17 protein-coding genes and 1 pseudogene are annotated in these 20,191 nt (G+C 58.5%); 5 read left to right on the top strand and 13 right to left on the bottom strand.

The annotated features are described in order from the left end of the window. Positions 1-3: 3 nt before the first annotated feature. The gene (gene deoC, locus Q0802_RS06845) at positions 4-1,008 is read right to left on the bottom strand and encodes a deoxyribose-phosphate aldolase (RefSeq protein WP_298915494.1); all 1,005 of its coding nucleotides are present in this window, start codon (positions 1,006-1,008) and stop codon (positions 4-6) included. Positions 1,009-1,257: 249 nt separating this feature from the next. Here deoC and Q0802_RS06840 point away from each other — a divergent pair, with 249 nt between their 5' ends. The 3 genes from Q0802_RS06840 to rmuC all read left to right on the top strand — a co-directional run bounded on the left by Q0802_RS06840 (position 1,258) and on the right by rmuC (position 5,841). Next, on the top strand, positions 1,258-2,685 hold the full coding sequence (locus Q0802_RS06840) for a nucleobase:cation symporter-2 family protein (protein ID WP_298915492.1): 1,428 nt from the start codon (positions 1,258-1,260) through the stop codon (positions 2,683-2,685). A gap of 100 nt (positions 2,686-2,785) precedes the next feature. After that, entirely contained in the window at positions 2,786-4,606 is a 1,821-nt protein-coding gene (mutL, locus tag Q0802_RS06835; protein WP_298915489.1) for a DNA mismatch repair endonuclease MutL, read from the top strand. Next, entirely contained in the window at positions 4,603-5,841 is a 1,239-nt protein-coding gene (gene rmuC, locus Q0802_RS06830; RefSeq protein WP_298915485.1) for a DNA recombination protein RmuC, read from the top strand. Before mutL ends, rmuC begins: the two co-directional genes overlap by 4 nt. Here rmuC and uxuA read toward each other — a convergent pair. From uxuA to Q0802_RS06810, 4 genes are read right to left on the bottom strand one after another with little or no spacing between them, the layout of a single operon-like run. Beyond that, positions 5,838-7,022 (bottom strand): mannonate dehydratase, encoded by a 1,185-nt coding sequence (gene uxuA, locus Q0802_RS06825; protein ID WP_298915482.1) that lies wholly within the window; start codon positions 7,020-7,022, stop codon positions 5,838-5,840. The two genes, rmuC and uxuA, sit on opposite strands and share 4 nt — an antisense overlap. Next, on the bottom strand, positions 7,019-8,071 hold the full coding sequence (locus Q0802_RS06820; RefSeq protein ID WP_298915479.1) for a Gfo/Idh/MocA family oxidoreductase: 1,053 nt from the start codon (positions 8,069-8,071) through the stop codon (positions 7,019-7,021). The genes uxuA and Q0802_RS06820 overlap by 4 nt, the downstream gene beginning before the upstream one ends. After that, positions 8,068-9,075, bottom strand: a complete 1,008-nt coding sequence (locus Q0802_RS06815; RefSeq protein ID WP_298915476.1) for a Gfo/Idh/MocA family oxidoreductase — start codon at positions 9,073-9,075, stop codon at positions 8,068-8,070. Before Q0802_RS06815 ends, Q0802_RS06820 begins: the two co-directional genes overlap by 4 nt. Then, positions 9,072-10,112, bottom strand: coding sequence for a Gfo/Idh/MocA family oxidoreductase (locus tag Q0802_RS06810; protein ID WP_298915474.1), 1,041 nt, complete (start codon positions 10,110-10,112; stop codon positions 9,072-9,074). Before Q0802_RS06810 ends, Q0802_RS06815 begins: the two co-directional genes overlap by 4 nt. A gap of 117 nt (positions 10,113-10,229) precedes the next feature. On the opposite strand from Q0802_RS06810, the gene uxaC reads away from it, so the two are divergent. Further along, positions 10,230-11,591 (top strand): glucuronate isomerase, encoded by a 1,362-nt coding sequence (gene uxaC, locus Q0802_RS06805; RefSeq protein WP_298915472.1) that lies wholly within the window; start codon positions 10,230-10,232, stop codon positions 11,589-11,591. After that, entirely contained in the window at positions 11,591-12,808 is a 1,218-nt protein-coding gene (locus Q0802_RS06800; protein WP_298915469.1) for a mannitol dehydrogenase family protein, read from the top strand. Before uxaC ends, Q0802_RS06800 begins: the two co-directional genes overlap by 1 nt. Here the strand turns inward: Q0802_RS06800 and Q0802_RS06795 are convergent. From Q0802_RS06795 to Q0802_RS06760, 8 genes and pseudogenes are all read right to left on the bottom strand, one after another. Further along, positions 12,795-13,667 carry a sugar kinase gene (locus Q0802_RS06795; protein ID WP_298915466.1) on the bottom strand — a complete coding sequence of 291 codons (873 nt, stop codon included), beginning with the start codon at positions 13,665-13,667 and terminating at the stop codon, positions 12,795-12,797. The genes Q0802_RS06800 and Q0802_RS06795 overlap by 14 nt on opposite strands. Next, positions 13,664-14,545, bottom strand: coding sequence for a DMT family transporter (locus Q0802_RS06790; protein WP_298915463.1), 882 nt, complete (start codon positions 14,543-14,545; stop codon positions 13,664-13,666). Before Q0802_RS06790 ends, Q0802_RS06795 begins: the two co-directional genes overlap by 4 nt. A gap of 1 nt (position 14,546) precedes the next feature. Continuing rightward, the gene (locus Q0802_RS06785) at positions 14,547-15,434 is read right to left on the bottom strand and encodes an NAD(P)-dependent oxidoreductase (protein ID WP_298915458.1); all 888 of its coding nucleotides are present in this window, start codon (positions 15,432-15,434) and stop codon (positions 14,547-14,549) included. Between the two features lie 26 nt (positions 15,435-15,460). Beyond that, the gene (locus Q0802_RS06780) at positions 15,461-16,348 is read right to left on the bottom strand and encodes a phytanoyl-CoA dioxygenase family protein (RefSeq protein ID WP_298915455.1); all 888 of its coding nucleotides are present in this window, start codon (positions 16,346-16,348) and stop codon (positions 15,461-15,463) included. Beyond that, positions 16,326-17,351, bottom strand: coding sequence for a Gfo/Idh/MocA family oxidoreductase (locus Q0802_RS06775; RefSeq protein WP_298915453.1), 1,026 nt, complete (start codon positions 17,349-17,351; stop codon positions 16,326-16,328). Before Q0802_RS06775 ends, Q0802_RS06780 begins: the two co-directional genes overlap by 23 nt. Further along, on the bottom strand, positions 17,348-17,725 hold the full coding sequence (locus Q0802_RS06770) for a hypothetical protein (protein WP_298915450.1): 378 nt from the start codon (positions 17,723-17,725) through the stop codon (positions 17,348-17,350). Before Q0802_RS06770 ends, Q0802_RS06775 begins: the two co-directional genes overlap by 4 nt. Further along, a pseudogene (locus Q0802_RS06765) lies at positions 17,722-19,249 on the bottom strand (altronate dehydratase family protein). Before Q0802_RS06765 ends, Q0802_RS06770 begins: the two are co-directional and overlap by 4 nt. Further along, the gene (locus Q0802_RS06760; RefSeq protein WP_298915447.1) at positions 19,240-20,187 is read right to left on the bottom strand and encodes a phytanoyl-CoA dioxygenase family protein; all 948 of its coding nucleotides are present in this window, start codon (positions 20,185-20,187) and stop codon (positions 19,240-19,242) included. Before Q0802_RS06760 ends, Q0802_RS06765 begins: the two are co-directional and overlap by 10 nt. Positions 20,188-20,191: the final 4 nt, after the last annotated feature.

Raw genomic sequence — 20,191 nt, 5'->3', positions numbered from 1 at the left:
GTGTCAGCTGGTCGGGTGGCGGTAGCTGGCGGAGTAATTGCCGGTGACGTGATGCTCTAGCTGGCGCTCAATGTCATTCAGCAAAGATGACGCTCCAAAACGAAACAGATCGGGCTGTAGCCACCGGTCGCCCAACTCTTCTTTCATCATCGCCAGATAGGTGATTGCATCCTTGGCCTTTGAAATGCCGCCCGCCGGTTTGTATCCGACCCTGAACCCGGTGCGCAGATGGTAATCCCTTATGGCCCGGATCATGACAAGGGTGACGGGCAGGGTCGCATTGACGCTTTCCTTGCCGGTTGAAGTCTTGATGAAATCGGCACCCGCCATCATGCAAATCAGGGACGCCCGCGCCACATTGCGCAACGATCCTAACTCGCCAGTGGCCAGAATGGCTTTGACATGGGCCTCTCCGCAGGCGGCACGAAAGGCGCACATTTCGTCATAAAGCGCTTGCCAGTTGCCGCTCAGTACATGACGGCGTGAGATCACGATATCTATTTCTGCAGCCCCGGCTTTCACGCTCTCGTCAATCTCGGCGATCCGCAGATGCAACGGTGACAATCCCGCCGGAAACCCGGTACTGACTGCCGCAACCGGAATGCCCGTGCCTTGCAATGCTCTTACAGCGGCCGGGATCATCTCGTGATAGACACATACCGCCCCGGTTGTAATGCCGGGCATGCCCAAGGTGTCGAGCACGGATTGCGCGACGGGTTGCCGGGCCTTGGCGCACAGACGCGCCACCCTGTCTTCGGTGTCATCCCCAGAAAGAGTGGTCAGGTCTATGCAGGTCACAGCACGCAACAGCCACGCAGCCTGATGTTGTTTCTTGACCGACCGCCGCGCCGGAAGACCGGCAGCCCGACGTTCAACTGCCGATGTATTGGCCTGCAAGCTGCGCACCCAATCCATATCCAATGCCATGCCAGGATTTCTGGGTTCCGTCACTTGGGGCAACTGGTGACCGGTTGTTGGCTGGGCAGTTTGGGTTTCGTGGCTGAGCATCCCGGTCATCCTTGTCGCGCATCTGCGCAAAATCGCATGACGGGTTCGCCTTGGCAAGCGCCCGTGCCATCCATTGCGGCAATGAAACGACGGTTTAACGAATTCTTCGAATGCAACTGCTCATGCGGCCATGCACGGCCCACCATCAGGTATTGCGGCCGGTCGAAATACTACTTGATCCATGGTGTCCTGTGCTCTCATAGTCCCGACACTGATGACAACGGACCAATCCGGCAGCAGGGGGACAAGATGACCGACCACTCAATAGGCACGCCAGAACAGCTGCGTGACCCGAACTACACACCCGCATTGGGCAAGGCTATCCCACTGGGCATCCAGCATGTTCTGGCCATGTTCGTTTCCAACGTGACGCCTGCGATTATCGTTGCGGGGGCCGCCGGATTCGGGTTCGGATCGAACTCTCCGGATTTCCCGGAACTACTCTATCTCATTCAAATGTCGATGCTCTTTGCGGGCGTTGCCACCTTGCTGCAAACCATCACTCTGGGGCCCGTTGGCGCGGCCCTGCCAATTGTACAAGGCACATCCTTTGCCTTTATCCCGATCATGATCCCGCTGGTTGCCGGTCGTGGGGTGGATGCGCTGGCCGCTCTGTTCGGTGGTGTATTGATCGGCGGGATTTTCCACGCGTTTTTAGGGCTTTTCATTGGCCGTATCAGGTTTGCACTGCCGCCCCTGGTGACCGGGCTGGTTGTCACCATGATCGGCCTCGCGCTGGTCAAGGTCGGCATTCAATATGCCGCCGGTGGCGTGCCTGCGATCGGTACGCCGGAATATGGCAGCTTGTTGAACTGGTCTGCCGCCCTCGTGGTCATCTTTGTCACCTTGGGGCTGAAGTTCTTCAGCAAGGGCATGCTCTCGGTATCCGCGGTGTTGATCGGGCTGATCGTCGGGTATTTCTATGCGCTTATGGTCGGGATGCTGAGCTTTGAGGCCATCGGCACCTCCTGGTCACGCTCCGCCGCCTTCGCCCTGCCGCAGCCTTTCAAATACGGGTTCGAGATCTCCTTCGCCGCCGTATTGGGTTTCTGTCTGATGGCATTCATCTCGGCCATCGAAACGGTGGGTGATGTCTCCGGCATCACCAAAGGGGGCGCTGGCCGTGAAGCTACGGACAAGGAAATCGCCGGTGCAACCTACGCGGATGGTCTGGGGTCTGCGCTTGCCGGTATCTTTGGCGGGTTCCCCAACACATCCTTCAGTCAAAACGTCGGTCTGATCGCGATGACCGGCGTGATGAGCCGCCATGTGGTGACCTGCGGCGCGATTTTCCTGATTATCTGCGGGCTGGTGCCAAAGGTTGGCGGATTGATCCGGACCATCCCCATCGAAGTCCTTGGCGGCGGTGTAATCGTCATGTTTGGCATGGTCGTTGCGGCAGGTGTCTCCATGCTGTCGGATGTGGACTGGAACCGCCGTAACATGGTGATTTTCGCGATTTCCCTGTCGGTCGGGCTTGGTTTGCAACTGGAACCGGGGGCCGTTCAGCATTTGCCCGACACCCTGCGCATTCTGATGACCAGCGGATTGCTGCCCGCCGCTTTCATAGCCATTCTGCTGAACCTTGTTTTGCCCGAGGAACTGGCAAGCGAGGCCACGGAAGAGGTCTCCGGCGGGATGTCAGGGGAGGCGAAGGGCAGCTTGCCGCATAAGTAACAACGGCGCAGCTATGGGTGGTTTCGTGGCGGTGTGTTCATCCGAACCGCCGCGCGAATCCGGTTTCAGAATCGGGTGAGGACATGCTATACCTTGCGTCATGGTATCCCTCGACCCCAATATAGGCGATGTGCGCCCTGTTATCCGGCAACTTGATGAAGGCGCAATCAACCGGATTGCGGCGGGTGAGGTGGTCGAACGGCCAGCTTCTGCCGTCAAGGAACTGGTGGAAAATGCGCTGGATGCCGGCGCGCGCCGGATCGCCATAGATTACGCAGACGGCGGCAAGACATTGATCCGCGTGCAGGACGATGGCTGCGGCATGACCGAAGCGGAACTGCCGCTGGCACTGTCCCGCCATGCCACATCCAAGATCGACGGATCCAACCTGTTGGACATCCACACCTTTGGCTTTCGGGGCGAGGCTTTGCCATCTCTGGGAGCGGTTGGACGTCTGACATTGGCAAGCCGGGTCGAAGGCGCACCGGGCGTTGAGATTTTGGTCAACGGCGGGGTGATGGGCGCGCTCAAACCAGCCGCATTGAACAATGGTACAACGGTCACGCTGCGCGATCTTTTTTTCGCGACCCCCGCACGGCTGAAATTCCTGCGCACGGACCGGGCAGAGGCGCAGGCCATTGGCGATGTGATCAAGCGTCTGGCGATGGCAGAACCCTTCGTGCAATTTGTGCTGAGGGATGTTTCTGGCGGTGGCGAGGGGCGTGAGGTATTTCGGGCAGATGCCGAGCAGGGTGACCTCTTCGGAGCCCTCCACGGTCGTTTGGCCCGCGTGCTGGGGCGCGAATTTGCCGAAAATTCCCTGCCGATTGACGCCGAACGCGAAGGTTTGCACCTGACCGGCTTTGCGGCTTTACCGACTTATTCGCGGGGCTCAGCGATCGCGCAATATCTCTTTGTCAACGGTAGGCCGGTGCGTGACAAGCTTCTTGTGGGGGCCTTGCGGGGTGCCTATTTCGACTTTCTGAGCCGCGACAGGCACCCGGCTGCTGCGCTGTTCCTGGATTGCGATCCGGCGCTTGTGGACGTGAACGTGCATCCGGCAAAATCCGAAGTGCGGTTTCGGGACCCGGGTGTCGCGCGCGGCCTCATCGTCTCGGCGCTGCGCCACGCACTGGCGGAGGCCGGGCACAGGGCATCGAGCACCGTGGCGCATGCGACCCTGGGCGCGATGACGCCGGAACCCGTTGGCGCGCGCGTCTATCAGATGGACCGGCAAAGGGCTGTTGCCCCGTCGCCCAGTTTTCAGGAAACGGCCCCTGTCTGGGGGCGCGTTGAAACGCCCGAGCCCGTCGATGAGTCGACGCCAGAGGAAGCCCCGGAATACCCTTTGGGCACAGCGCGCGGTCAGGTTCATGAAAACTACATCATCGCGCAGACCGCCACGGGTATGGTCATTGTCGATCAGCATGCTGCCCATGAACGCTTGGTCTATGAGAAGCTGAAACGTCAGATTGCCGAGAACGGCGTGGCGTCTCAGGCGCTGCTGATCCCGGAAATTGTCGAGCTTTCAGCGGGAGATCGCGCGCGGCTGATGGATATCGCCGATGATCTTCAGAAATTCGGTTTAACCATTGAACCTTTTGGCGGTGATGCCGTTGCCGTGCGAGAAACGCCGGCCATTCTGGGTGCTGTCGATGCACGTGCCATGGTGCTGGACATCCTTGATGAACTGGCCGATCAGTCGAGCAGCAACACGGTGCAGGCACGGATCGAAGCGATCCTGAGCCGCATTGCCTGTCACGGGTCCATACGCTCGGGGCGCTGGATGAAAGCGGAAGAAATGAACGCGCTCCTGCGCGAGATGGAAGCGACACCGCATTCCGGGCAGTGCAATCACGGACGCCCGACATATGTGGAACTCAAACTAAGTGACATAGAGCGGCTCTTTGGACGCACATGATTGAAATCGCTGGACATACTTATGCATTGGATGACCCGTTGGTTATCCTGGTCTGCGTCGGGGCGGCGGCCCTGTTGTTGATTTTTGTTTTGCTGATCATGGCGGTGCGGTCGGCGGGACGCAGCGTGCAGATGACAGCACCACTGGTTCAGCAAATCAGCATGCTTGGTCAGCAGGTTCAGCAATTGGGCGCCGGTCAGGAACAGTTGCGGGGCGGGCTGCAAACTGTCTCCGACACGCAGGCCAACGCGCAAACGCAGGTGATCCAGACCGTTGAGGCACGGCTCGCCACCGTCCAGCAGCAGATGCAAGACCGGCTGGCGGATAATGCGCTGCGGTCCGCGCGGTCCCTTTCGGAAATGCAGGAGCGCATGAAAGAAACGCTGCACGGATCGTCAAAACAGACCACGACGTCGCTGACACAGTTGCAGGAACGGCTGGCGGCGATCGACAAGGCACAGGACAACATCACGAAATTATCCGGGGATGTGCTGTCACTTCAGGACATCCTGAGCAACAAGCAGACCCGTGGAGCCTTTGGTGAAATCCAGTTGCGTGACATTGTGTCCAAAGCGTTGCCAAGCGACAGCTTTGCCCTGCAACACACGCTAAGCAACGGAAAACGCGCGGATTGTCTTGTCCATTTGCCCAATCCGCCGGGTCCCATCGTCATCGACAGCAAGTTTCCACTTGAGGCATATGAAGCTCTGCGTGCGGCAGAGACGGATTGGGCATTGAAAGACGCCGTGGCCAAGATGAAAACGGCTGTGACCAAACACATTACCGATATTTCCGACAAATACATTATCGAAGGTGAAACGGCGGATGGGGCGCTGATGTTCCTGCCCTCCGAGGCCGTCTACGCCGAATTGCACGCGAATTTCCCCGAGCTGGTGCGCAAGGGTTTCGACGCGCGAGTCTGGATTGTGTCGCCAACCACCTGCATGGCCACACTGAACACCATGCGCGCTATTCTGAAAGATGCCCGCATGCGCGAACAGGCCGGGGCCATTCGGTCGGAACTGTCAAAACTGGTGACGGATGTGGACCGTTTGGGAACACGTGTCGGCAATCTGGACAGGCATTTCTCGCAGGCCTCCAAGGACATCGAAGAGATCAAGATCAGCGCCGACAAGGCTGGAAAACGTGCCCACAGGCTCGACAATTTCGATTTCGAAGAGCTATCCCCTGACGATGCTGGAAATGTTGTCCCACTTGCGAAGTCGGACGTTTAACCGGCAAAGGCGGCCATGATCCCGCGCAATTCGGCCAGACCGCGCATGCGCCCGATCAGAGGATACCCGGGCATGCTGTCCATGTCACGATCTGACAAAAGCTCCTGTCCGTGGTCCGGGCGCATCGGGATTTGCCAATCGTCACGCCCTTCATCTCTGCGCCGGAGCTGTTCAGCCATCAAGGCCCGGACGGTCGCAACCATATCGGTATCACCTTCCAGATGAGCCGCTTCAAAGAAGTCAGGACGGTTGGGATCGCCATCTGAAAGCCGTTTTGTGTTGCGCAGATGGGCAAAATGGATACGGGCCCCGAGCCTCTCGACAAACCCGGGCGCGTCAAAATCCGCGTTAACCCCAAGCGACCCGGTGCACAGCGTGGCGCCATTGGCCGCCATATCCACGGCATCCAGCACATGCGCGTAGTCGTCGGTCGATGACATGACCCGCGGCAGGCCAAGCAATCCGAATGGGGGATCGTCCGGGTGGCAGCAAAGCCGCATACCAAGCGATTGTGCGAGGGGTGCGACTTCGGACAAAAAGTCGATCAGATGTGCTCTGAGTCGGTCCGGGCTGATCCCATCATAGCTGGCCAGCCGACGCCTCACATCGTCCAATGTCCAATTGTCGTTTGCCCCCGGCAGACCGGCAATAATGGTTTGTTGCAACGTCAGCCGCTCGCTGTCTGACAAGTTGTCAAATCGTGCGCTGGCAGCGTCCCGCTGAAGGGTGGAATAGTCCTCCTGCGCGCCGTGGCGTTTGAGAATGTGCAGGTCGAAAACGGCAAAATCCAGAAGCCGAAAAAGCATCGCAGTGCCGCCATGGGGTTGCGATGCCCGCAGGGCAGTTCGTGTCCAATCGAGGATCGGCATGAAGTTGTAGCACACGGTGTGGATGCCTTGTCGCGCCAGAGCTTGAAGGCTGGATTTGTAGGCCGCCAGATGTTCGCTGGCACCGGTCCCTTGGGTTTTGATCGTCTCGGAAACCGGGAGGCTTTCCACCACATCCCAGGTAAATCCCTGCGATTGCAAGAGGTCTTGCCGCATGGATATTTCATCATCAGACCATGGCGTACCCGGCGCAAGATGATGCAGGGCCGTGACAATCCCCTCGACACCTACTTGATGCAGATCAGCGAGCGGGATTTTATCGGCGGGTCCGAACCATCGCCAACACTGCTTCATGGTTGCCATCCTTCGTAAAGCGTGTGGGTTTTTGCCAAGGGAAGTGTCACCTGCGTATCGCGTCGTGATGCGTCGTAAATGGCTGTGACCAGCTCTATGGAAGCGCGCCCGTCATCGAGCCCGACGGCGGAATTTGGTTGGTTGGCAAGGGCCCTGGCGACTTCGTTCAGGAACCCGATGAAACCTTGCGGTTCCGGCGGTAAGGTTGCAAGTAAACGATCTACCTTCGGCTGGTCATCAGGCGCGCGCGCGGTAAACTCCCAGGGTTGTGCGCCGGGGGCATAGGGTTCAGTGCCAGAGGTTGCCGTCAGGTTTTCGAAAACCATCCGAATACGGGTTTCATCAATGGCCGCGCCAAGGGTGATACTGCTGGTGCATAACGCGCCATTTTGCATTCGGAATGAGATGGCCGCGCAATCCTCGGTTTCAATGGGATTTACACGCGTCGTGGTCATCGCGGAAACCGTCTCGACCGGCCCCATGAAATGGGTCAGCAGATCGTGGTTGTGGATGGCATGTCCAAGCACCGCGCCCCCCTGTTCCCCGGCCCAGGTTCCGCGCCAGGGTGTGGCGTAGTAATCGGCCCCACGCTTCCAATGGGTTTCAACGGCGGCGACTTGGGGCGCGCCGGTCAAATCTGCAGCGATGAGCGCGCGCAGCTGGGCCAGTGCGGGGCCCCAGCGGTATTGAAAGACCGGGAAGATCTGCTTTCCACTAAGCTTGGCGGCGTCAGTCAGGCGATCAACAGCCGCCAGCGACGTGGCGAGCGGTTTTTCACAGATCACATGCTTGCCAGCCGCCAAGGCCCGCAGCGTTACCGGGACGTGAAGGTGGGGTGGCAGGCATACATCCACGAGATCAATGGCAGGGTCCTCCAGCGCTTGCCCAAGATCGGTAAGAACGGCAAAGTCATCCGCCTCGCGAATGCTCTCTGCGCGTGCGGCGTCCTGATCGACTATGACGGATACCGAATACAGATCGGGCAACGCGCGATATGCGGCGAGGTGTTCCCGGCCGATCCCGGCCCCGAGGATCGCGACACGGATCACAGGCGCTCCGTTTCAGCCAACTGCTGTGCCTTCAGCGCCAGTTCCATGACCAGAAAACAGTGTTGTTGGGTCATCGCTGTCTCGGTCCGGTTCAACACATCCTGCGCAAACCGCTCGAAATAGGGTAAACCGGCATCGGAGGCGTCAATTCTTTCGCATCGATCCTGTGTAACGAGAATGAGGTGATCGGTGCCATCCGCCCCTCCGACATCCACGTATTTCCGCAGCTCAATATAGCCTTCGGTCCCCAGAATTGTAAGGCGCCCGTCCCCCCAGGTGGGCAGAGCATCCGGCGTATACCAGTCCACGCGGATATAGCCTGTTGCCGTACCGCTGCGCAAAGACAGCTCGCCAAAATCCTGCAGACCCGGGTCGCCGGGACTAGCGTTGTTTGTCGTGAAGGCATGCGTGATTTCTGCGGTATCTACGCCCGTAAAATGCAAAAACTGGTCAATCTGGTGCGAGGCGATGTCGGTCAGGATACCGCCGTACCGTTCGCGTTGGAAAAACCAGTCAGGCCGTGTCGCGCAGTTCAGCCGGTGCGGGCCAAGGCCAACGGTATTTACGACCTTCCCGATGGCACCGGCCTGCACAAGCTCTGTGGCGCGCGTCACCGCTGGGACTTCGAAGCGTTCGGAGAAGTTGATCGACCAGATGCGACCGGTTTCCGAGACGCAGGTTTTGATTTCATCCAGTTGTTCGAGCGTTGTACAGCCGGGTTTGTCGGTCATGACATCCATGCCGCGTTGCATTGCCGCTATCGCCAACGCGGCGCGATCCGCAGGCACTGCCGAGATCAGTGCAAGAGATGCACCGCCGGCGAATGCTTCTTCCAGCGTCTCAATTCTTGGAATGTCCGGAAAGCGCTTGATGAAACCCGCAAGTGTTTCTGGCGCGCCGTCGGTCCAGTAACCAAGGCATTCCGCCCCGGTTGCCAACATGTTTTCCGTCATGCCGTAGATGTGCCGGTGATCGAGGCCAAGTGCGACGAAAGCAAGTGTCATGACGCGTGAAATACCTCTGTGCGTTGGCCGGATCTGTTTGCGCGTTCCATTGCATCTATAACGCGGTGCGCAGCCAGGCTGCTGGAACCGCTTGCGATCGGCTCTGAATTGTTGGCCAGGCTAGAGGCAAAATCCTCGATGATCGTCTGGTGCCATTCATGGGTAAAAGCCATGGGGTCAGCGCCGCCACCAGTGCTGGCCTCAGTGCCCGATGTTTCAATCCGACCGTCTAGATGGGTAATGGTCAGCACGCCGGATTCCAGACGGGCCGCTGCCTTGTCGCCCTGGACACGCAGGCTTTCCGCGCCACCGGGAAAAGCGGCCGTTGTCGCCATCAGACTACCGACAGCTCCGTTGCTCATCTCGAACAAGGCACCGGCCCAATCCTCTGCCTCAAGTTGGTGCAGCGAAGTGGTGCGCATCAGGGATTGGATTTGCGTGATCGGGCCCAAGAGCCAAAGCGCAAGATCAAGAGTGTGAATGGCCTGATTGATCATGACACCGCCGCCATCGCGGGCGTATAACCCACGCCCCGGCGCATCATAGTAAGCTTGGTCGCGCCACCACGGAACCCGGATTTCAACCGTCGAAATTTGCCCCAAAACACCGCAGTCCAGCGCCTGTTTCATTGCAAACGAGGCCGCGCGTGCGCGGTGCTGAAACACGACGCCCAAAGGGACGTTAGCCTGCCGACAAATGCGAACGATTTCTTCTGCGGCTGCGAGGGTTCTCTCGACAGGTTTTTCCATCAGGATCGGTTTGCCCGCACCGGCTAAAACGGAAACCAAATCGGTACGCGCATCGGGGGGTGTTGCGATGATAACGAAATCGATGGACCGATCTTCGGCGATCTCATTTATCGTCGAAAAGGCCGGAACCCTATAGCCCAGCGCCCTTGTTGCTTTGTCAGAATATGCCTGCGTGCGTTGGGTGTCGCGTCCCATGACGCCTGCCAGTGACAAGCCTTTCCGAGAATGCTGGATCGCGGCAAGATGCGTGTCGGCCACCATGCCCAGCCCAATCAGCGCAATCCTCATATCCCCTCCATCCTGCGGCGACATTTGCAGGAAACCAGCAAAAGGCCAAGCAAAAGATGCGTTGGAAAAAAAACCTGATAATGTGGCGAAAAATGCGAAGTTTCGTTGGGGGCATATGTGCAGAATTTGACGGGCGCAGCGGGAGCACTTTACGAGGAAATTCGTGATCTGCCGATTGTTTCACCACATGGTCATTGCGATCCTGAGTGGTTCGCCGCAGATGCGGCTTTTCCCGATCCTGCCGCCCTTTTGGTGGTGCCCGATCATTACGTCTTCCGGATGCTTTATTCGCAAGGCCACGCCTTGGCCGATCTGGGTGTCGGCGTGCCGGGAAAACAGGCTGACCCTCGCGAGGTCTTTCGCCGGTTTGCAAAGAACTGGCATCTCTTTCTGGGCACGCCATCACGCTTCTGGATGTCTTATGTGTTGCACGAAACGCTTGATGTGGCAGCGCCGCTGTCAGAGACCACGGCAGATCGGATTTACGATGAGGTCTCCGAAAAACTGCAGCTACCGGACTATCGCCCCCGCGCCTTGTTTGACCGGTTTGGGATAGAGGTTCTGGCGACGACAGATGGCGCATTGGATGATCTCGTGCATCATCAACAGATCGAAGACAGTGACTGGCAGGGGCGTGTCATACCGACCTTCCGGCCGGACAATGTTCTTGATCCCAATGATCCACAGTTTCTTGCGAATGTAGAGCAGCTCGGCGTGATCTCTGGCGAGGATGTTGCGCGTTTTTCGGGATACCTGAGTGCCTTGCGCAAACGTCGTGCCTTCTTCAGGAAAATGGGTGCGACAGCGACGGATCATGCGATTGAGGTGGTGCATACCGTATGGCTCGATGATCCTGAGGCGGTTTACCAGCGTCTACGATCCAGCACGTATGCGCCTGAAGATCAACGAGCATTCTACGGCCATATGCTCATCGAAATGGCACAGATGTCTGTTGAGGACGGGCTGGTCATGCAGATACACGGGGGCAGCAGGCGCAATACGAACCCTGCGGTGCTGGCGGCTTTCGGGCGCGATAAAGGCGCTGATATTCCTGTTGCAACGGATTGGGTGCGCGGGCTTGAAGCGCTGCTGAACAGGGTGGGCAATACACCGGATTTCACTCTTATTCTCTTCACGTTGGATGAAACCACCTATGCGCGGGAGCTGGCCCCGATGGCGGGTCATTGGCCGTGTCTTCGGATCGGGCCGCCGTGGTGGTTCCATGACAGTTCGGCGGGGATCGCGCGGTATTTCGATCAGGTTGTCGAGACAGCGGGCTATTTCAATCTTGCCGGTTTCAATGACGATACGCGTGCTTTTTTGTCCATACCGGCGCGGCATGATCTCTGGCGGCGCGGTGTGGCACAGCATTTGAGCGAGCAGGTCTCCAAAGGGGTGTTTGATCTTGCGGATGCGCGGATGCTGGCCCCGTTGCTGGCGACGGATCTGGCGCGCGATAGCTACAGGCTGAGCCGGTAATGCCGCGCATTTTGCATATTGGTGTTGGCAATTTCTGCCGGGCGCATCTGGCCGATTACACGCAAGATGCAGGGGACTGGTCGATTTGCGGCGTCAGTCTCAGATCACCGGGCGTGCGCGACGGGTTGAAAGCTCAGGGGTTCGGTTACACCCTTGCCATTCAGGGTCAGGAAGCCAAGCATATTGAAGTCTTCGACGACGTTCTGGTTGCGCCGGAAAACCCTGCCGCAGTTCTTGCACAAATTGTAGCGCCGGATGTTCACGTAATCTCCATCACCGTGACCGAAAAGGGTTATCACCTGACCCCGGACAACCGGTTGAACCGGGCTGATCCGATGATTGCAGAGGATCTGGCAGGGCATGGACCGCATACGCTGATCGGCTTTCTTGCGCGCGGGCTTGCGAACCGGACAACACCCGTGACCGTGCTGAGTTGTGACAATCGAAACGGCAATGGTGAGACATTACGCGCCGCAGTTTTGGACTTTGCGGAAGCTGCGCATTTGCGGATCGATCAGGCGATTGTGTCTTTTCCCAATTCCATGGTGGATCGGATCACCCCGGCGACAACGGAGGCGCTGCGCAAGCAGACCGGTGATGCCATGGCGGTGCCGACAGAGCCCTTCCGTGAGTGGGTGATCGAAGACAGCTTTGCAGGCCCGCGCCCCGATTGGCCGGATGCGCAGTTTGTCATAGATGTTGCCCCCCATGAGATGCGCAAACTCAGGATGCTGAACGCAGCACATTCCATGCTGGCCTATGCCGGAACGCTCGCAGGGTTCGAATTTGTGCATCAGGCGGTGGGTGCTGAAGTCCTGAGAAACGAAGCGCGCGCTGTCATGTCAGAGGCTGCGCAAACGCTGCCGCCCGATGTCCGACATCAGGCTCCGGCCTATGCTGAAGCGCTGATCGAACGTTTTGACAATCCACACATCAACCACAGCCTGCGCCAGATCGCGATGGATGGATCACAAAAGCTGCCCTATCGCATTTTTGATAGTATCCGCGAACGGTCTGCGGATGGGGCTGGATCGCCCGCGTTGTGCAAGGCGGTGCGGGCATGGCTGGCCTTTTGCCGAGAAGAAACGGCTGCTGCGAGGCCTCTGCAAGATCCGTTGGGCGCGAAGATATCGCAGCTCATTTCATCAGGTGCGCCCGACAAAGCTTTGTTGGAGTTGATTGGCGCGGAGCATCTATCAGCGGTTATTCTGGAATGATCGCGCCTCGATGTCGCACAACCCGTGCTGCTAGATCATGGCCTGATCGAAGGGCTTCCGCTTGAGATTTTCCGCTTAACAGCGCCCCGAGGTATCCGCCGTTGAAACTGTCCCCGGCCGCCGTCGTGTCGATGACTTTTTTTGCGGGCGGATAGTCTTGCACAACGTCTGAGCCCAAGGAAAGCGGGCCTTGTGCGCCGCGTTTCAATGCGCCGTTGATGAATGACTTTTGGCACCGTGACTCCACATCGGATGCAGTTTCACGGAAGAGGGCCATTTCGTCATCAATGGAGGGCAAAGCGATATCTGTATGGGCCCAAATTGCGCGGGTGACGTTCTGCGCTGTTGCCTCATCCTCCCAAAGCGCCGGGCGATAATTGCTGTCATAGATGACCCGTAGATCCGTGCTTTGCAGATGGTCGATCAAGGCCAATCGCACGGCCTGTGGCAGGATCCCCAAGGTGATGCCGGAGAGATAGACAAAATCGTACCCTTCCAAAACGGAGAAATCGAATTGGCCGTCAAACTGGAACATATCCCGCGCGGCTGATGCGCTGCGCCAATAGGTGAATGCGCGTTCGCCATCGTCCGTGGTCGTGATGGCGTAAAGGCCGGGCGATTTGCCCGGGATTGTTCGGATAGCGTCGCAGCCGATGCGTTGAGTGGCGATGAATTCACGAACCTGCTCAGAAAACGGATCGTCGCCAAGGCATGTCACGTAGTCGACGGTCAGATCGGGGGCGGATCGTTTGAGATAGATCGCCGTGTTGAGCGTGTCACCCGCGACGCCAATTTTTGCGGATTGCCCGTCCATCGACAATTCGATCATGGCTTCGCCGACGCAGGCAATTTTGGTCATCGCTGTTCTCTCTTCCAAATGATCAGACCCGAAACCACGATGATCATTGCCCCCGCGATCGTCCACTGGTCCGGCACATGCGCAAACACCAGATAGCTGAGTATCGAAAGATAAATCATGAAGGAATAGGTGTAGGGCATCAATGTATTGGCCGACCCAAACCGATGCGCATTGGTCAGCAGTTGATGCCCTGCCCAGCCAAAGACGCCAAGGCTGATCAGGATGGCCCAATCGGCAAGATTGGTGGGCCATTCCCATACCCAGACGGCAAAAGGCAACAAGACCGCAGTGCCAAGCGCGCCCATGTAGAACTGCATGGTTTCGGTGGCGACAACACCGGCAAGTTTGCGCGTCATGATCGAATAAAGCGCGAGACTTACCGAATTATAGAGCGGCATCAGCATGGCAATGTGGAAGGCTTCGCCAAAGGGCCGGATGACCACCAGCACCCCACCGAACCCCAGCATGATCGCGAACCAGCGCCAGGGGCCAACGCGTTCGCCCAAGAGCGGCCAGGACAGGAAACACACGATCACGGGGCTGGAAAACATGATCGCGGAAGTCACCGTCAACGGCAGGAAATTCAGCGCGTAAAAGTTGGACAGCGTCGCCGTGATCAGAAGCATGGCACGGCTGATGACCTGCCACATATGCCCGGTCTGGAACCGGTCCCTCGTGATACCGCCTTTGGCAATGACCCCTATCGAGATGATGAAATGACCGAAATACCGCATAAAGGCGAGCTGGAACGCGGGAAATCCGGCGAGAACCAACCACTTTGCGCCGGTATCCACCAGCGCAAAAAGCAGCCAGGCGCATAGCATCAGCATGATGCCAAAATGTGGCCGGTCCTCCAGAATGCCCGCGGAAACCGCCACGCTATTTGGTCATTTTGGAAGCGTAATAATCAACCATGGTGGAGACCATATCATCCCCCCGGCCTTCATCGTTTGCGCGCCGCAGGGCTGTGAGCGCGCCTTGCGCCATGACCGTTTCGGCACCCGCCTCATCGACCATGCGGGCATAATACCCAACGTCCTTGGCCGCATTCTTGATCGCGAAGGCCAATTGTGCGGGGTCGCCGTCCAGCGCATAGCCTTTGACAAAATCCATCATGCCGGAATGCAGTGGTCCGGCGGCCATAACGTCATAGAGGTTCTGCCGATCAATTCCGGCCACGTCCGCCATGGCGAAAGCCTCGGCCATGGCATTGGCGACTGTCATGCCGAAAAAATTGTTGATCAGTTTGATGGTATGACCAGACCCAAGTGCGCCAAGGTGAAAGACGTTTTCACCCAGATCATTCAGCACCGGTGCGACCTTTTCGAAGGCGGCTTTTTCTCCCGCCGCCATGATGTTCAGCAATCCATCCTTGGCATGCGCGGGTGTGCGACCCAACGGCGCATCAAGGTAGGCACCGCCAGCGGCCTCTGTCTCTGCGCCAAGCGCACGGGTGCTGCCGGGCAGCGACGTGCCAAAATCGATCACGACCGCGCCCGGTTTCAGACCAGCAATCACGCCGTCATCGCCGCGCATCCGCGCCTCAACGCTGTCACTGGTGTCCATGCAGAGCATGACAATATCGCTTGCCGTCGCCACATCGCGGGCCGTCGCAACTTCCGTCGCCCCACGCGCCACTGCGGCATCAATGTTCGGGCGGGAGCGGTTGGCCGTGACGGTTACCGAATAACCCTTGTCCTGCAAACGGCCCACCATGGCCGCTCCCATCAGGCCGAGGCCGATAAATCCGATAGTTGCTTGTGTCATCTGGTGTCCTTCCCGGGGGTATGCGATCAGTCGATTGTATCAAAGGCCCGCTTTTTTAGGCCTTTCTGGATTTCATAGATGGAGATGGGGACGTCCGGTTGCGGCTGCGGAATGCGCACCGGGATGTCCTTGAGGCGCGGGTTCAGCGTGGATTTCCCGCACAGCATGCGCGTGTCATAGTCCTTGATCCCGTCCCATTTCGTCATCGAGCCCATGATCGGGAAAGCGTCTGCCGCCATCATCTCGTAAAACAGAATGCGGCGCGCGCGATCAGATGTATTGAGCGCGGAGCCATGCACGATCCGCCCGTGGTGGATGCTGATGGACCCGGCTGGCCCGGTCAGTTGTACCGCATCGGCCGGGTTCAGCCCGTTCTCTTCCGGCAGCATGGCACCTGCGAAAACGCCATCCACATGATGGTCATAAACCGGTCCTCTGTGGGAGCCAGGATAGACCATCAGCGGGCCATTCTCCGCAGCCATATCGTCAATCAACACACCGATGGCCAGAATGTCGTCGTTCGTGTGGGGGTAAAAGGCATAATCCTGATGCCACTCGACCGCTGCGCCGTAGCCTGCCGATTTCATGTTGAGCTTGGTGGTGTGCAGGCGCAAATCCGGCCCGATGAGGTCACGTGCGGGGGCGAGGATATGATCGGAAAACATCAGCTCTCGCATCACGTCGGAAATCAGATGCGGCAGTTTGATCCGCCGCAGGCGCGGTGTCTCGGGTGTGTGGCTGTCTTCCAGATCAAGCCGGTCGTTGCTGGCCGTCATGCCGCGCGCTTCTTCTTCGAAACGTGCAATTTCCGCATGGAGCCGGTCCAGCCAGACCTGTGGTATCTGGTTCTGCAACACCAGATAGCCGTGCTCCTGATAATGGGCGATCTGATCAGGCGTGAGCGTTTCGGGCATTTGCTGCTCCTTCCACTTGGGCCGCGAGTTGGGCTTCGATTTGCAAGGCTGCGGCCAGCGTTTTGGTTGCGTCCGCTACGTCAATAAGCGGCGGTGCGCCATTCATCACGTCAATGAAGTGGTCAAGCTGGGCATCAAGCGGGGCCTTGGCGTCCTGTTCCGGTGCAACCGGCGTGCTTTCGGCGGGTTTGGACCAATCGCGGCCCGACCAAAGCGTCAGTGACGGATAGCTCACCGCCCCCTTTGTTCCCATGATCCACATCATATCCTGCCCGGTTGTGCCGATATTCGGGTTTTCACCGGTTGCGGCCTCAAACCCCCAAGGGCTGGGCGAGGTATCGGCAAAACTGATGGTGCCGGTTGCACCGCTCTCGAAGGCTAGCGCGATGGCACCGCTTTCGATGCGGGTGCCCGCGCGCAATCCCTTGCCGCGCAACGCGGTTGTCGTGGCAATTTCACCCAGTACAAAACGCAGGATGTCGATGTCATGCACCAGATTGATCATGACGGGGCTGCCACCCGCCGTGCGCCAGTTGCCTTCAAAATAGGCGTCTGGTTTGCGCATCGCCCAGATCAGATTGGCGCAGACCGGTGTGCCGACCGCGCCGTCCGCCACAAGTTCTTTCAACTGCTGCACGCTGCGGTGATAGCGCCTGTGATGTCCGACCAGCGACCCGACACCGGCCTTGGCCACCGCATGACTGAGGGCCTCAGCACCGGGTAGATCACCGGCCACGGGCTTCTCAATCAGCATATGCCAGCCCCGTTCTGCGGCATAAACCCCGTGCTCCGCATGAAGTCCCGTTGGGGTTGCGATGATGACCCCGTCAACAGGTTCGGTGACCTCGGCCATCGACGCAAAGCGTTTGACATCAGAGGCCAGTGTCATATCCGGATCTGCCAGCCCGACCAGACTGCAATCAGGATGGGCCTCTACCGCCTGAAGATGGCGGATACCGATCAGCCCGCCGCCGACGACCAGAATGCGCTTTGGCGGGCTCATATCGTACCTATGTGAAAATCGGCGTAGAGGGATTTGTATTTTGCTGACAAATGCGCGCGCGTGTAGCTGCCATCCCTCTGCCAGGATTGCGTTTCAAGTTCCGTGCCATGCTTTTGGCAAAGATCGACCATTTGATCATGCTCAACCAGATACCAATCTTGCCGGTCGCGAAAGGCGATCCAGATGCCGCGGTCCAGATATTTGCGATGTATCGTCCAGCGCGATTTCTGCTGAACACATTTCATGTCGTTATCCGCCTCGCGGTGCACAATGAAATCAATACCCTGATCGACGACCGGCAGATAGACGTTGTAACCCTGCAAAAGCAAAAGCGAAGTCACCTCATTGCGATGGATAACCTCCGTCAGGCTCACATCACCGCCCCGATTTGCCAGGGTACGAATTCATAATCACCCAAGCCCTGAGCTTCGGATTTTGTGGCCTCGCCGCTGGCCACCTTGAGGAACAGATTGTAAATTTCACGCCCTTTTTCCTCGACACTCACGCCTTGCGTCAGAATTGTGCCTGCGTCCACGTCCATGTCGTCTGACATGCGTTTGGCCATTTCCGAGTTGGTGGCAACTTTGATCGTCGGGCTGGGTTTCGAACCAAAGGCTGACCCGCGCCCCGTGGTAAAGCACACCAGATTGCACCCGCCTGCGATCTGCCCGGTCACGCTGGCCGGATCATATCCGGGGCTGTCCATGAAGGTGAACCCTTTGGCCTGCACGGGTTCGGCGTATTTGTAGACCCCCATCAAGGGGCTGGTGCCGCCCTTGGCCGCAGCCCCCAGCGATTTTTCCAGAATGGTGGTCAGGCCGCCCTTTTTGTTGCCGGGGCTGGGGTTGTTGTCCATCGAGCCCTTGTTGCGGGCGGTGTAGTCCTCCCACCATTTGACCAATCCAACCAGGCGATCACCTGTTGCCCGGTCAACCGCGCGGCGGGTCAGCAGATGTTCTGCGCCATAAATCTCCGGTGTTTCGGCCAGAACACCGGTGCCACCCTGGGCGGCCAGCAGATCACAGGCGTATCCCAAGGCGGGATTTGCCGTGATGCCTGACCATGCATCCGATCCGCCGCATTGCAGGGCGACCATCAGCTCAGAGGCCGGGCAGGGCGTGCGTGTGGCTTGGTTCGCAAGGGGCAGCATCGCTTCGATTTTCTTGATCCCGAGATCAACGGTTTTCTGCAGGCCCGCGACAGATTGAATATTCATCACTTGAAAGGTCGGGCTCTGTTTCAGTCCGTAGGCTTCGAGCAGCCAGTCGATCTGGTTCATTTCGCATCCCAGACCGACCATCAACACGCCCGCATGATTGGGATGCCGCGCATAACCCCACATGACCCGTTGCAATGCCTCGAAACCCTCGCCGTCACCTGCCATGCCGCAACCGGTGCCATGCACAAAGGCGGCGACCCCATCGACATTGGGGTAATGCGCCAGGATGTCCGGCGTGAAATGGCTGGCGATGCGGCGCGCTGCCGTGGCCGAGCAATTCACCGAAGTGACAATGGCGATGTAATTGCGAGTGCCTACCTGACCGTTTTCACGCCGATAGCCCATGAAAGTGTCGCGGGCGTCTTCCGGAACGGTTTTGACGGGGCGCAAATCGGTGGCAAACTCATATTCCGCGTCCGTGTTGCGAAAGGCCACGTTCTGGGTATGCACATGCTCGCCCGGTGCGATATCCTGCGACGCGTATCCGATAATCTGCGCGTATTTCCGAATGGCATCGCCTTTGGCAATCGGCGTTGTTGCGATCTTGTGCCCGGAGGGGATGAGCGCACGGGTATTCACCCCTTCGACAGCGACACCTGCTTGCAGCGGACGTGTGGCAGTGACGACATTATCAGCCGGATCAAGACGGACGGTATCCATGGGGTCTCCTTAGGCGCAGAACGGCGCATCGCCTTGCCAGCGATGAATGGGGATGTGGGGGTTGCGCGCCAGAGTGTCGCGCGCGTCTTCCCACATCTGCCGCCATAGGCGCCAGTCGGTCAAGACCTGACCCGGATCATCTGCGCTGCGCGCGATAAATTCAGGGAAATGCGCCCGCCCGGTCGGCTGTCCCGTCACATTGTAGCGCAGATCGAACGACCACCTGAACGCGTGGGTGCCATTGGGCAGCGAGGCATGTGGCAAAAGCGGATGAAGCAGCACGACACCACCTGCCGGGACCGGAAGCGGCACGGCTTGTGTCTCATCAATGAACCCGTCCGCAATCGCCGTCTGGGTTTTGGGACAATGGGGCAGCATCTCGCGGTCCGCCCCGGGGATGACCTGCAAACACCCGTTTTCAACGGTTGCATCTGTCATGGCGATCCAGACAGTGATCATATCCGTCGCATCGGCCTCTTCCAGACCGACGCCGCGATCCTGATGCCAGTCGGTTTGGGTCACATGGGCGCGGATTTCTTCCGTGTTCAGTGCCGGGCGTGGCGGCTTGATCCGGATATGCTGAATAGGGTTGGACGTGATCTCGGGCCCGATCAGCGCCTCAACCACATCCAGAATCGCAGAACAGGTCACAAGGTCAAATACCGCCGGTCCAAAATGCATGGGCGTGTCCGCCCTGATGTCGCCCCCCGGCAGGCTGATGTCCATGGGCTGGAACCAGTCGCATCCGGCCCGGTAGGCCGTCAGTAACTTCCCCCAGAAATCCTGTGATGAAACACCGGCAGGCAGAAGGTTCCGTGCCTGCCAATCGGCACAGAGGTGATCCAGCAACTGGGCGTATTCGGCGGCAACCGCATCCCGGACAGATTGCGGAACAACGTCAGGCAAGACGAGGTAGCCATCCGTTTCAAACGCGCGTTTCTGGCCATAAGACAGCATCCGG

Origin of the sequence: uncultured Roseobacter sp., from assembly GCF_947495275.1 — a bacterium.
Classification (GTDB): domain Bacteria; phylum Pseudomonadota; class Alphaproteobacteria; order Rhodobacterales; family Rhodobacteraceae; genus Roseobacter.
This window is presented reverse-complemented; position numbering and strand designations above follow the sequence as displayed.